Source organism: Pontibacterium sp., assembly GCF_041587635.1.
In the GTDB taxonomy this organism is placed as follows: Bacteria; Pseudomonadota; Gammaproteobacteria; order Pseudomonadales; family Balneatricaceae; genus Pontibacterium.
Map to the genome: position 1 here is coordinate 1 of NZ_JBFGYC010000061.1, position 11921 is coordinate 11921.

An 11921-nucleotide genomic window follows, 5' to 3' on the forward strand; every position below is an offset into this window, starting at 1 on the left:
AAATCAGAGCTGCTTTTCACTGTATAGTGCGGCGAATGCGATGGTGCGGTCGTATAGAACAGCTTTGCTAGATCTGGATCTGACCTATCCACAATATCTGGCGATGATGGTGCTGTGGGCTGAGGATGGCATCAGTGTTAAGGCGCTTGGGGAGAAGGTCCATATGGATTCCGGTACCACCACGCCATTGTTAAAACGTTTGGAAGGAAAAGGGCTGCTTGAACGTGTGCGCTGTAAACAGGATGAGCGTTCCTGCCTGTTACAGCTGACAGATGAAGGAAAGTCACTGAAGTCGCGGGCTCAGGAGATTCCTAAATCCATGGCGTGCCAGTCTCCACTGACTCAAGAAGAGTCCGACCAGCTAAAAGCCTTATGCGATAAGCTGCGTCTGAAGATTAGCGCATAGTCATTGGCGCATTCTTCGACGCAGAGAACAAAAAAGGGGACTGAATTGAATTCACTCCCCTTTTTTGTGTGTGTTGGGAATTGCTGTGCTCATCCCGACCTACATCGTATTTGTGTAGGTTGGTGACGAGCGAAGCGATTCCCAACATTCACTTCAGATCAGCTTGCCACGCAGCTACGCACAGAGCTATCTGCAGGCTTTGCTTCCGCTGGTTTGTTACCGCGAGGATCAACCACACGTACGGTAGCCACTTTGTTCTGGGTGAAGAAGTCGATCGCATCTTTACCCTGAACCTTGTTGTTACCCACCAGAGAGCCTTTGATACCGCCAAACGGCAGGTAGGGGTGCGGTGCACAGATACCGACGTTTACGCCGACCATGCCGACATCAGCTTCATTGATGAATTTTTCGGTATAGAACGCGTTTTGGGTAAAGATGACCGCGCCGTTACCCATATCATGGTTTTTGATCATGCGTAGCGCACCGTCGATGCAACCCACTTTCATCACGCTCAACACCGGACCAAAGATCTCTTCGCGGGCAATCTGCATGCAAGGGGTGACGTCGGTGAAAACGGTGGGCCCAACGAAGTAACCGTCCTTGTTAGCATCCGCGACATCTGGGTTACGGCCGTCCAGTGCCAGCGTAGCCCCGCCTTCTACGCCGATGTTGATGTAGTTTTCGATACGCTCTTTCGCGTTTGCGGAGATGACCGGGCCCATAAATACATTCGGGTCCATTGCATCACCCACACTGATGTTCTTGGAGGCTTCCAGCAGACGCTCGACAAACTCGTCGTAAATCTCCGGTACCACCGCGATATTGGATACAGCGAGACAACGCTGACCGGCAGAACCGTAGCCGGACATCAGGATGTTCTCGATCATCAGGTCCATCGGTGCGTCTTCCATCGCGACGAGGAAGTTCTTCGCACCGCCCAGCAACATGGTTTTCTTGCCGCCGCGACCACAACCTTCAGCGATTGCTTTTGCCGTTGGCGTAGAGCCGACCAGGCATACGCCCGCGACATTGTCATCGTCGTACCAGGCTTCAACGGTTTCACGGTCACCGTGTACGATGTTTACAACACCTTCAGGCAGGCCAACATCAACCATCAACTGCATCATCTTCTGCATGAACAGTGGCGATTCGGTGGATGGTTTGTACACGAAGGTGTTGCCGGTACCGATGGCGAATGGGATGAACCAGCCAAATACCAGCGCCGGGAAGTTGAACGGTGCGACACCGCAGAACACACCCAGTGGCGCTTTAATCAGGCGGCCGTTGATGTTGTTGGCGATGCCCTGAACCGTCTCACCCTGAATCAGTGCTGGAATGGTGCATGCCATCTGCAGGATCTCGATAACACGACCCACTTCACCGCGTGCTTCGGCGATGTGTTTGGCCTGATCAATCGCGATTGCCTCTGCCAGAGGCTCCAGGTTGTCCTGCATCGCACTATACATCTGGAAGATGTAGTCCATACGTTTTGGCAGCGGTGTAGCGCTCCAGGCAGGGAATGCTTCAGCCGCTGCAGCAACTGCTGCACGGGAGGTTTCTGGAGAAGATAGGGGTACTTCCCCAATCACTGCACCGGTGGAAGGATTACGCAGCGGCTCGTACTGACCGTTGCTTTCATCTACCCAGACGCCGTTGATGTGGTTTTTTATTTTGATGTAAGGGGTCGTCATGAATCGGTTCCTGTTTATCGGATTAGGCCCTAGAAGAGGTTGTGATAGCACTCTGGTTCGCGGCGTGGCTCGTATTCGTGGCAACACTTAGCAGGTATCGGGCCCGTAAAGTGTGGTATCGGATATCGTAATCACCGCTAGCGCTTGCGCAGCAAAACAACGTTATGCCTCACAAGTCGGGTATTGGGATCTGGATCACAGACACCAATACCCGCAGAGCACTAACAGAACCTCTCCAAAGGCTCAGGGCTTTTTAGCTCATGGGATCACTATAAATTCGAGGCTAATATGATCTATAGACCCAACCCGTTCATGATGTGTGGTTCCAGCCTGAAGGCCTCTTGGTTGGGCGGTTTTGGGATATATGATCAAATAGGATGATTGGATGGAACGAGGGAGCTACAAAGATGAGGTTACGATGAAAGAGATTACCGGAATCAACCATGTGGGGTTAAGGGTGACGGATCTGGATGTTGCCCGTGGCTTTTACGAAAAACTCGGATTTGTATTTATTGTGGGTCCAGTGGGCCCGGAACCCGTGGCGGTGATGGAGCATCCATCAGGCATTAATATCAACTTCATTCTAAATGGCTCCGAATCGAAGACATTGAATGTATTGATGGATGTCCCTGAAAAACATACAGGTTTCACCCATATCGCGCTTGAAGTCACAGATTTGCAAGCGGCTCAGGCGTATCTTGAATCGATCAATTACACAATTACCGAAGGGCCTATCGTTACACCGGATGGCGCTTCGTTTATCTTTATTCGTGACCCGGATGACAATGTGATTGAGTTTCATCAACCCGTGTCTTAGCGGCATGTGAGTGATGTTAAGGTGTAAGTGGCTGTCTGGTTGGTGACTAAAAATACCCGTGTGATTCCAATCAAAGTGTATAGAGCGACAGTCGATACAAATATATTTATCTGAAAGGCTTGTGTGGGAGATGTTTAATCAGCCTGCGCCTGTACAGGCTATGCCAGTGTTTATTAGCAATATGAGGGAGGGTGGATGACACATCCAAGTCAGTTCTGGGATCGAATTGCTAAGCGTTATGCGCGACAGCCGGTATCAGATGAGGCTGCCTACCAAAAGAAGTTATCGGTGACACGGCAGTATCTGGGGCCAGCGAGCCATGTATTGGAGTTTGGTTGTGGTACCGGGACAACCGCGATCTATCATGCTCCTGTTGTCGCTGATGTTTATGCCATCGATATATCGGCCAACATGCTGGCGATTGCCAAGCAGAAGGCGACCGAGAGTGGCGTAGATAATATCAGTTTTGAACAGACCGACTTGCACGCGTTGAGCTGCCTGAACGCGCACTGGGACGTGATACTCGGAATGAGTATTCTGCATCTGGTTGAGAACAAGGATGCGGAAATTCAACGTGTTTACGAACTCCTTAAACCGGGTGGCGTGTTTATCTCCAGTACTGTCTGTATAGAGGATAGCGGAGCATGGTTTAAGTACGTTGCCCCAATCTTTCGCTGGTTTCCGTTTCTCCCTACCGTGGCTGTGTTTTCAGAACGCACGCTGAAAGCCAGTATGGAAACCGCAGGTTTTGAGATCGAATATGATTGGCGGCCAGGTCCAGACAAATCCGTGTTTATCGTCGCGCGAAAGCCGAGCAACACTAAGGTGCAATAACTCAGTCAGAAATAAGGAAATTTAGATGTCTGCATATGTGATTTTTAACTACAAAATTATGGATCGTAGTCAGATTGACGAGTTGACGAAGCGAGCGTTGCCTATTGATGAGCAGTATGGGGCTGAAGTGATTATCGGTAGTCCGGTAAAAGCGGTAGAGGGGCAGGCATTACCCAATATGGTGGTGTACAAGTTTGACAGTTTCGCACAGGCGGAACACTGGTATTACTCCGATGAGCAGCAAGCGTTAACGGTATTCAGACAGGGAATGACACAGGGCTGGGTGGCGATCGTGCCGGGAGTGGATGAAACAGATGACTTGGTTGCATCAGGATACTTTGATTGCGAATCTGCACCTTCAAAATAGGCCACGCTAAAGGAGTTTTGTATGCTGGAGTTACGCCCGAATTGTGAATGTTGCGACAAAGACCTTCCTCCGAGTTCTACCGAGGCCTGCATCTGCACCTATGAATGCACGTTTTGTGTTGATTGTGTCGAGAACGTGCTGCATAACGTGTGCCCGAACTGTGGTGGCGGTTTTGTGCCGCGACCGATCCGTCCGACCGTTGCGCGACGAACGGGTGTTGGGCTTGAGCATCAGCCCGCGTCTGTGAAACGCGTCAACACTCAATACAGTCGGGACGCGTTGGTCGAATTTTGTGTTGGGGTGAAGGATATTCCTCCGCAAGATCGATAGAGAATGTAGGTAGGTATTCCGGCATGAGGCGGTTGGGACGTATGTGGTCAGCCCCAACCTCTCTATTTTAACGGTAGATCTTTTCCGCCCACTGAGTCAGACCAGCGGTCACACTGCCAAAGTGATCGCCATCGACGACGGGGATATCACCTAACTTGCGTGCAATGGCTTCACGCACAACCGGTGACTTTGCGGTACCGCCGGTTACATAGATCAGGTCAGGCTGGCACTGTGCCTGTGTCAGCGCCTCGCTCATCAAATCAACGATTTTGGATACTGGACGTTCTACCGCCTGTTCGTATAACTCCGTGCCGATACGCTGGGTCAGGTCTTTGTCGATATAGCCTAAATCAACATCGTATTCAGCCTGATCCGACAGCTTTATTTTGGTCTGCTCGGCGCTGCGCACCAACTGATAGTTCTGCTTATGCTCTTGGAGTTGCAGCAAACGACCCAGTTTATGTGGCTCTTGTGCATCACGCTGTAGCTGCTCCATCAGCTCGATATTCTGCATGGAGTTAAATTCTGTTTGCGCCGGGATATCGTTGACCGATACCGCATTCCAGTAGGGCTGTGTTGGCAGTGGGCGACCGCTTTTAAGCTGACCTCCCAAGCCAAATACCGGCATCAGGCCTTTGTAGGCGAGATTTATATCCAAATCGTTACCGCCTACACGGGAACCACTGTGACCGAGGAAATCGTCTTTTCGCTCTGCCTTTACGCGATGATCCGGCCCCATACGCACCACGGAGCAGTCTGTGGTACCACCGCCAACGTCGACTACCAGTACGGTTTTATTGTCCGTCAGATCGGATTCGAAATTGATACCGGCGGCCAGCGGTTCGTACAGAAGCTCAACAGATTCGAAACCTGCACGGGCTGCAGCACGGTGCAGAATTTCACTGGCTTGTCGGTTGGAGTCTTCACCGCCGGTGCCCTGAAAGTTGACCGGACGTCCGATGACGGTATGACGAATCTTGTCATCCAGATTACGCTCAGCGGCTTTTTTAATCTCACACATCATCGCGCTGACGATATCTTCAAAAAACGCCAGGTGTTCTGCGCGTAATCCACTCACCCCCAAAAATGATTTGGGTGATTTGATGAAGTATCCCTCTTCGGGCAGATCGATGTAGTTCTCGATAGCGGCTTCGCCGACAAACAGGGTCTGTTCACCGGATTGGATATCGTGCTCACGTCGGGAGGCGGCAGCCATCCGCAACTGATTGGCGCGCTCAGTCATGTAACGTTCACGCAGCACGGGGTTTTCAATCTGTTTTGCCACAGCTTCACAGATGAGTTCACGTGACAGGGCATACAGGGTCGAGGGTAAAAAACGCTGATCGCCATACAGTGGCAACAGTTCAATACCCGAAGAAGAGGTGCTGTTTAGAACGCCAATGGCGCAATTGGAGCTTCCGTAATCGAATCCGGCGATCATGGTCGTGAGAAATCCGCAGAACAAAAATGGCCGCGCACGGTAGCATATTCGTTCGGCAAATGGGAGGGCTGCGGACTATGTTTAGCGCCCCGCGCTGGAGCGCTTAGAGGTCAGGTGTTTTCTAGAGTTGATGTCGCCACTTTCACTTTATTGTTGGTATCGCGGCTGGCACGGATCAGTTCATCACCGGCAATACTCATCTCTGATTTCGCCAGTCGGTCGTACAGCAGAACATTGACGGATGCTGCCAGGTTCAGGCAACCAATAGTGGGTACATATACCACGGCATCAGCCTGATCAATGATCTCCTGAGTAATGGTGCCATCTTCGGGGCCAAAGATATAAAAGGCGTTTTCCGGGTGTTCAAACTGGGGTAGGGGTGTCGCGCCTTCAACCAGATCAACACACACGACCTTTGCACCTTCTGGAATACTATCGAGCAGTGAAGGTGTGCCTGTTAGCGGAATACTGAGCGTGCGATTTTTAGTATCGGTATGAAAACGTGCCGCTTTGTCGTAGCGCTCGCCCGTGTAGAAAACAGCATTTGCCTGAAAGCACCCCGCGGCGCGCATCACCGCTCCCACGTTTGTCGGACTTTTTGGATTACTTAAACCTATGCTGATTTGGGGCTTGCTCATTGTGCTGTCTCATTCACCGATAATGTCACGGGGGTGAAATATGAACGCTTTTACTGTCGCCGTAAACCGTTAGTTAGCGTGATCGTCCTGAATTTAAATCCATTTACAGCCGTTGTATCGCTGTCTATACCTGATTAAAGAAGCAGCCATTTCTATTTTCCCGCCTGACGTTATCAGGAGGCACTATGAATACCAAAATTGTTGAGGTAGTTGAAAAACTACGTACCAGCGGAGAGGATGCTGGGATGCACTGCGATCTGTCGAGTTCGTCAGTGAAAAACGTAAAAACGCCGATCCCAACCGAACTGTATGACCAGCTCAGAACGATGGAGTTGGTGTATAACAAAGATATGAGCTGTATCGCAGCAGAATTGTTGGAAGTGGCGTTCCGCGAAGCACTGGAATGCTTTACCGAAGAGGAACTGGATCAATTGGAAACAGTGCGTAAATCTGTTGAGAAAGATGAGGTGCTCAGGCATCTGGAAGATCAGCGTTATGACGCTGGCTGTACTTGATTTGAACCCTCTTTTGCGATGTGGCATATCCATTTGATAGGCCACATCGCAAAGCCCCTTTAGTGCACGACCCTTAGCGGGTCTGATCCTGTAACAAGGGCTTGAAGTAAAGCATCCCCAAAAGGGGGCCTGGTACCAGTATTAGAAAAAGCCACTGGTCAGGTAGTACACCCACCAATGCTTCCATCGCCTGCAGACTTACGATCGAAATACTGAAACCGATACAGTTCACCATGGTCAGCGCTGAACCGGCCAGCTGGGGCGGTGCATTGACGGCATTCAGCGCAGAAAATTGCGGTGAGTCACCTGCCACCGCTACACCCCAAATCAAAAGTGCCAATAGAAAGGCTTCCACGGGTAGTAGAAAGATCAATGGTGATAACAGGCAGCAGATCCCGGATACTGACAGCTGAATACCGGCTACCGGTGGTGGGCCTATGCGCGGCGTGAGTAAACCGCCTCCTGCACATCCGATGCTGCCGGCTGCGATAATCAGGAAGCTCCACAATGAGACCGGTAATGGGTCGATCTGGTGCCATTCCTGATAGGCGACAAGCCACAGTGGTACAAACGCCCAGAATGTATAGAGTTCCCACATATGGCCAAAGTAACCACAGGCGGATGCACGAAAATTCCGTTGTCGAAATGCATCGATCAGCGCGCGCGGATGCAGTTCGCCCGCAACAGGACGATTGGGACCATCTCCGAGCAATATCCAGATGATTAAGCCACCGATGGTTGCTGAAACAGAGGTAGTTTGAATAACCGTTTGCCACGGCCAGTCCTGTCCCAGTGCCCGTATCAAGTGGGGGAATGCGGTACCCAGTACAAGTGCACCGACGAGAAACCCCAGGGCCATACCTAATCCCTTGGGATACCAGCTGACCGCTATTTTCATCCCGACGGGATAGATGCCTGCAAGAAAAAAGCCGACCAGAAAGCGAGCAATCAGGATACCGGAGTACTGATCGCTGACCCAAACCACACTGTAGTTAGATAGCGCAGCCAGAACGCTGCTTATCATAAACACCCGACTGGGAGCGAAGCGGTCGGCGATCGCAAGGGCAGCAAACGTGAAGGTGCCCACGATAAAACCCAACTGCACGGCAGTGGTGATATCTGCCGGTGTCTGACCATCGCCCAGTGCTTTGGCCAAGGAGGGCATAACCGCATTGGCGGCAAACCAGACGGAAGATGCGAAAAGGGTCGATAGCGCCAGAAGGGGTAGCACGTGTATCGGGGTGCGGTAATCGGATAATACCCTGTCCATTACATCCATTTGCCTGATAGTGAGTTGTTAAACGAGTTTTAGGTTCTACTACGCTCATTCTACCATGCGGGGTGGTCTCGGGAGGCCGGGGGAGTGGTGAGTAAAGGAAATAGAGGTGTAAAGCGGATGTTACAGTCATGAAAGGGATTTATTAGATAAGAATGTGTGTGTACAAAAATTCACCAGCAGTAACATTATGTTTTTGTGCGGTTTTTAGGGAGCGGGATAAGTAAGTGCAAAAAAATGCAATCAAACAGCAAAATAATCCCAATTGTTAAGCTGGGTTAACGCTAGGGTTGAGACAAGCAGAAATTAAATGTGCATATCAACCTGAACCACTGTGCTATGCATCCTGTGGTGAGAACCTAGGGTAAACGGAAGGACCGATAGAGTGCGGGTGGAAGCGAAAACGGCTAAAGGTGATGTTGAGTCTGATTGTGAAGGTGCCAGGTATAGGTAGCTTTCAAATAAAGTACCGATAGGGTGTGGGGTTGATCCTGATGAACGGCGCGTAGAACCCCAACCTCCCTTCGTCCTCACAGATCATGTCACACCGGTGACGGGTGAGGCCGCAGTTGACTGCATGTCGATGCCGTCAGGTTACTTCGATTGTCCGGTTGATACGCAGTGTACTTATCGGGAATGGTGATCATGTTATTACTACAGTACTTGTTCCTGACGGTTATGGCGTTTTTTTCGGGGCGCCTGTGCTCCGATGAGCGCCGTGTCATGATGTCAAAATGTGTACGGCACATTACGTTAGGTAAGGTGTTGCCGGGTGACTCTGTACATCGGATATTGTATTTCGATAATCCGACTGACCGACCACTCAAAGTTCGCAGTGTTCAGCTGACACCACCGCTCGTAGCCCATGATGTGACGCAAACCGTTGCTGCAGGCGGTGTCGGTGAATTCACATTGGGATTGGCAGATCAGCGTTCGTTAGGGCCTTATGGCGGAACAATCAAAGTTCACTTTTACGAAGACTCTGTTGCACCGGTTGAATTTACGGTGGATGGATTTTTTGTACCTCCTATCGAATTCAAACCTTACTCGGAGTTTTTCGTCGCAACAGATTTAGGGCACTCTGAGCAGGCAACCATCGAAATTATCAATCACCAGTCGCAGCCATTATTTATCTCGGACACGAAACATGGGAGTAACCGCTTCGATGTAAACGTCGCTACGCTGGTGCCGGGTGAGCATTATGCGGTGACACTGACGTTAAGCGGTATTAAACCCGGGGCTAAACTCAGTGAGCCGGTTTATCTGAAGACCGGAGAGGGCGAAGGTGCGTCGATGACGCTGACGGCCAATACCTGGATTAGGGAGCGTGTTTATACCTTTCCTGAAAGAGTCGACATGAGCCGATTGCCGCTGTCGCTCACTAAAGATCAGAAAATCGTAGATGCATTAACCCAGAGATTAATGGTGTACCGGAAAGGCAGTGATGACTTTGAAATCACGGTGAGCACCGATTTAGACAATATCCAGATTCAGTCTGAGCGACTTCCCGAAGGGGATCGCTACCAGTTGATGATTCGGTATTTGCCGGATAAAACTCAAGTCGGAGACTTCAGTGGTGAGGTGAAGATTCAGACGAATGATGATCAGATACCAGAGCTTTGCGTACCTATCAAAGGGTGTCTTTTTGCGCGAGATCGAAGGGCACAGCAGGAGCGGCGGGATAAAAACAACAGGGGCCGCTCCTGACGTAGGTTAACGCCTTAACCGTTAACCGAATGGCGAAACGCCGATCAGCATGCGGTGGAGGTGTAACGCAAAGACCACGTAAAGTCCGATGCCGACAACCAGTGCAATCACATCGTTCATCGCCGTTTTAGGTGCGCCTGGCACAACGCGCTGTGGACGGCGCTTAAGGGAGATTCGCACTAGCACGGCCCAAATCAGAAAACTACCAAACAGCAGAATCTCAGCGACTCGACCGTTTACCAGCAGGTGGGATAAAGCCCACAGTTTGGTAGCAACCAGCATCGGGTGCTTGGTAATGGATTGGATCCGCCCAGGTAGGTAGGTGGCCAGCAGGAGAGGAAATACCGGCAGCATTAACAGCGCTACCAGATGCCCCATCCACTGTGGTGTAGTGTAAAGAAATTCAGAGGTCAGACGGGCTTCACCGTATCCCTTGATGATCAGCAAAAAGCCTGCCAGTGATATCAGGGCGTAGAGCGCTTTCCAGGTCAGTTCACCGACCTGTTTGGTGGTACGGTCACGCCATTGATGATTCACCACAGAAATCATGTGTGGGATAAAAAACAGTACCAGTCCGAGAATAAGCAGATCCATCATGCGGGTCCTTTGGTTTTGGGTCCCCCCTAGTATATGTGAACTAGAAGACAGATCTATTGCCAGGAGAAATAAACCTGTCTTTTTTGAACGACTTAAAACATGTAGTGGAAGAGGGCACCCGCCATTATCGCCATGCTAAAGATCACGATGAGGAAGGCGATAATCATCGGTGATTTGAACATCGATTTGAGCAGGATGACTTCAGTCAGGCTGGCGCCTGCGCTGCCGATGATGAGTGCCATAATGGCTCCCATTCCCATCCCTTTGGTGGCAAGTACTGAGGAGAGAGGAATCACGGCTTCCGCTCGAATGTAGAGTGGCACGCCAATGACTGCTGCAACAGGAATGGCGAGTGGATTGTCTGCCCCCGCATATTGCGCAATTATGTCGGCAGGCATGAAACCATAGGTGAATGAGCCGATGGCTATGCCCAGCAGAAGGTAAGGCAGTACCTTGGTGAACTGACTCCAGGTTTCTGTGCCGATCCTTTTCCAGCGATTATCGACGACTGGCAAGCTGGCCGTGCCATTGCATGCGACAGAGATGCTATCTGCAGTGTCAGATATTTCATCACTGACACTGCATGATGACGCTGAAGGTGAGGTTGGTTTTTCACTCCCGCATTCGGTACTTGCAGAGCAGCTTCCCACGGGTTTATCTCCGAACACCTCAGGTCGAATAAATCGTGCGAAGTTCAGTCGTTCCAGCAGGTATCCGGCGACAACTGACACACTTAAAGCGACGGTAGCGTATGCCAGTGTGACCTCGAGCCCAAACGTCGCGAGGAACAATCCGATAATGATTGGGTTGAGTAGCGGCGATGTGAATAGAAAAACAACGGTTGGGCCAAATCCGGCCTTGGCTTTTAGCAGTCCGGTTAGCATCGGAATGGTCGAACAGCTGCAAAATGGCGTAATCCCACCCAGGACTGCGGCAGAAAAGTAACCTTTACCACTTTTCGCGCTGAGTATGCTTTGTATTTTTTTTGCCGGGATAAACTCCTGCAGGACACCCACGATGAAGCTGATCACCAGAAATAGCGCCGTGAGCTCCACCCCAAGAAAGGCGAACATCCCCAGAGCATCGTTGAGCATAGAAATAAGTTCGTTAGACATTTTATAATTCCATATATGTAGAAATATAGAATTATTCTGATTCAAGAGTCTTTGTGGTGTCAAGTTATTTCTAGTATTATCGAAATAAGAATGGCAGGGAGGAAGATGAAATGCAGATCGAAATCGCCGCAAAGCGCTTGGCTGAATTGGGTCATGCCACCCGTCTGGAAATCTTTCGCTATCTGGT

The 11921-nt window shown here is 50.5% G+C and carries 13 protein-coding genes; 7 read left to right on the forward strand and 6 right to left on the reverse strand.

The features are described from left to right. On the forward strand, positions 1-406 hold a 406-nt coding region (locus tag ABYW01_RS05330; protein ID WP_372831469.1), incomplete at its 5' end, for a MarR family winged helix-turn-helix transcriptional regulator. A 158-nt stretch (positions 407-564) separates the two neighbouring features. Here ABYW01_RS05330 and ABYW01_RS05335 read toward each other — a convergent pair. Continuing rightward, entirely contained in the window at positions 565-2097 is a 1533-nt protein-coding gene (locus ABYW01_RS05335) for an aldehyde dehydrogenase family protein (protein ID WP_372831470.1), read from the reverse strand. Between the two features lie 385 nt (positions 2098-2482). On the opposite strand from ABYW01_RS05335, the gene ABYW01_RS05340 reads away from it, so the two are divergent. From ABYW01_RS05340 to ABYW01_RS05355, 4 genes are all read left to right on the forward strand, one after another. Next, positions 2483-2914, forward strand: coding sequence for a VOC family protein (locus tag ABYW01_RS05340; protein WP_372831471.1), 432 nt, complete (start codon positions 2483-2485; stop codon positions 2912-2914). A gap of 195 nt (positions 2915-3109) precedes the next feature. Continuing rightward, positions 3110-3748 carry a class I SAM-dependent methyltransferase gene (locus tag ABYW01_RS05345; RefSeq protein ID WP_372831472.1) on the forward strand — a complete coding sequence of 213 codons (639 nt, stop codon included), beginning with the start codon at positions 3110-3112 and terminating at the stop codon, positions 3746-3748. Between the two features lie 25 nt (positions 3749-3773). Beyond that, the gene (locus ABYW01_RS05350) at positions 3774-4115 is read left to right on the forward strand and encodes a DUF1330 domain-containing protein (protein WP_372831473.1); all 342 of its coding nucleotides are present in this window, start codon (positions 3774-3776) and stop codon (positions 4113-4115) included. Positions 4116-4136: 21 nt separating this feature from the next. Beyond that, the gene (locus ABYW01_RS05355; RefSeq protein WP_372831474.1) at positions 4137-4445 is read left to right on the forward strand and encodes a DUF1272 domain-containing protein; all 309 of its coding nucleotides are present in this window, start codon (positions 4137-4139) and stop codon (positions 4443-4445) included. Between the two features lie 67 nt (positions 4446-4512). On the opposite strand, the gene yegD is transcribed toward ABYW01_RS05355, so the two are convergent. Further along, positions 4513-5886: a molecular chaperone gene (gene yegD, locus ABYW01_RS05360; RefSeq protein ID WP_372831475.1), complete on the reverse strand. Its 1374-nt coding sequence runs from the start codon at positions 5884-5886 to the stop codon at positions 4513-4515. A 110-nt stretch (positions 5887-5996) separates the two neighbouring features. Continuing rightward, positions 5997-6524, reverse strand: a complete 528-nt coding sequence (locus ABYW01_RS05365; protein ID WP_372831476.1) for an RNA methyltransferase — start codon at positions 6522-6524, stop codon at positions 5997-5999. Positions 6525-6709: 185 nt separating this feature from the next. On the opposite strand from ABYW01_RS05365, the gene ABYW01_RS05370 reads away from it, so the two are divergent. After that, positions 6710-7039, forward strand: coding sequence for a hypothetical protein (locus ABYW01_RS05370; RefSeq protein ID WP_193953827.1), 330 nt, complete (start codon positions 6710-6712; stop codon positions 7037-7039). Between the two features lie 73 nt (positions 7040-7112). On the opposite strand, the gene ABYW01_RS05375 is transcribed toward ABYW01_RS05370, so the two are convergent. Then, on the reverse strand, positions 7113-8309 hold the full coding sequence (locus ABYW01_RS05375; RefSeq protein ID WP_372831477.1) for a nitrate/nitrite transporter: 1197 nt from the start codon (positions 8307-8309) through the stop codon (positions 7113-7115). Positions 8310-8960: 651 nt separating this feature from the next. On the opposite strand from ABYW01_RS05375, the gene ABYW01_RS05380 reads away from it, so the two are divergent. After that, positions 8961-10022, forward strand: a complete 1062-nt coding sequence (locus ABYW01_RS05380) for a hypothetical protein (RefSeq protein ID WP_372831478.1) — start codon at positions 8961-8963, stop codon at positions 10020-10022. Positions 10023-10043: 21 nt separating this feature from the next. Here ABYW01_RS05380 and ABYW01_RS05385 read toward each other — a convergent pair whose 3' ends face one another. Together ABYW01_RS05385 and ABYW01_RS05390 are read right to left on the reverse strand one after the other, a co-directional pair. Next, complete coding sequence (locus ABYW01_RS05385; protein ID WP_372831479.1) at positions 10044-10619, reverse strand: NnrU family protein; 576 nt, start codon at positions 10617-10619, stop codon at positions 10044-10046. Positions 10620-10711: 92 nt separating this feature from the next. Beyond that, positions 10712-11734, reverse strand: coding sequence for a permease (locus ABYW01_RS05390; protein ID WP_372831480.1), 1023 nt, complete (start codon positions 11732-11734; stop codon positions 10712-10714). Between the last annotated feature and the right edge of the window lie 187 nt (positions 11735-11921).

What these genes read in the sequence shown, in the direction of transcription:
- ABYW01_RS05335 (WP_372831470.1), bottom strand. Translation starts at nt 2,097, where the DNA reads ATGACGACCCCTTACATCAAAATAAAAAACCACATCAACGGCGTCTGG.
- ABYW01_RS05340 (WP_372831471.1), top strand. Translation starts at nt 2,483, where the DNA reads ATGGAACGAGGGAGCTACAAAGATGAGGTTACGATGAAAGAGATTACC.
- ABYW01_RS05345 (WP_372831472.1), top strand. Translation starts at nt 3,110, where the DNA reads ATGACACATCCAAGTCAGTTCTGGGATCGAATTGCTAAGCGTTATGCG.
- ABYW01_RS05350 (WP_372831473.1), top strand. Translation starts at nt 3,774, where the DNA reads ATGTCTGCATATGTGATTTTTAACTACAAAATTATGGATCGTAGTCAG.
- ABYW01_RS05355 (WP_372831474.1), top strand. Translation starts at nt 4,137, where the DNA reads ATGCTGGAGTTACGCCCGAATTGTGAATGTTGCGACAAAGACCTTCCT.
- yegD (WP_372831475.1), bottom strand. Translation starts at nt 5,886, where the DNA reads ATGATCGCCGGATTCGATTACGGAAGCTCCAATTGCGCCATTGGCGTT.
- ABYW01_RS05365 (WP_372831476.1), bottom strand. Translation starts at nt 6,524, where the DNA reads ATGAGCAAGCCCCAAATCAGCATAGGTTTAAGTAATCCAAAAAGTCCG.
- ABYW01_RS05370 (WP_193953827.1), top strand. Translation starts at nt 6,710, where the DNA reads ATGAATACCAAAATTGTTGAGGTAGTTGAAAAACTACGTACCAGCGGA.
- ABYW01_RS05375 (WP_372831477.1), bottom strand. Translation starts at nt 8,309, where the DNA reads ATGGACAGGGTATTATCCGATTACCGCACCCCGATACACGTGCTACCC.
- ABYW01_RS05380 (WP_372831478.1), top strand. Translation starts at nt 8,961, where the DNA reads ATGTTATTACTACAGTACTTGTTCCTGACGGTTATGGCGTTTTTTTCG.
- ABYW01_RS05385 (WP_372831479.1), bottom strand. Translation starts at nt 10,619, where the DNA reads ATGATGGATCTGCTTATTCTCGGACTGGTACTGTTTTTTATCCCACAC.
- ABYW01_RS05390 (WP_372831480.1), bottom strand. Translation starts at nt 11,734, where the DNA reads ATGTCTAACGAACTTATTTCTATGCTCAACGATGCTCTGGGGATGTTC.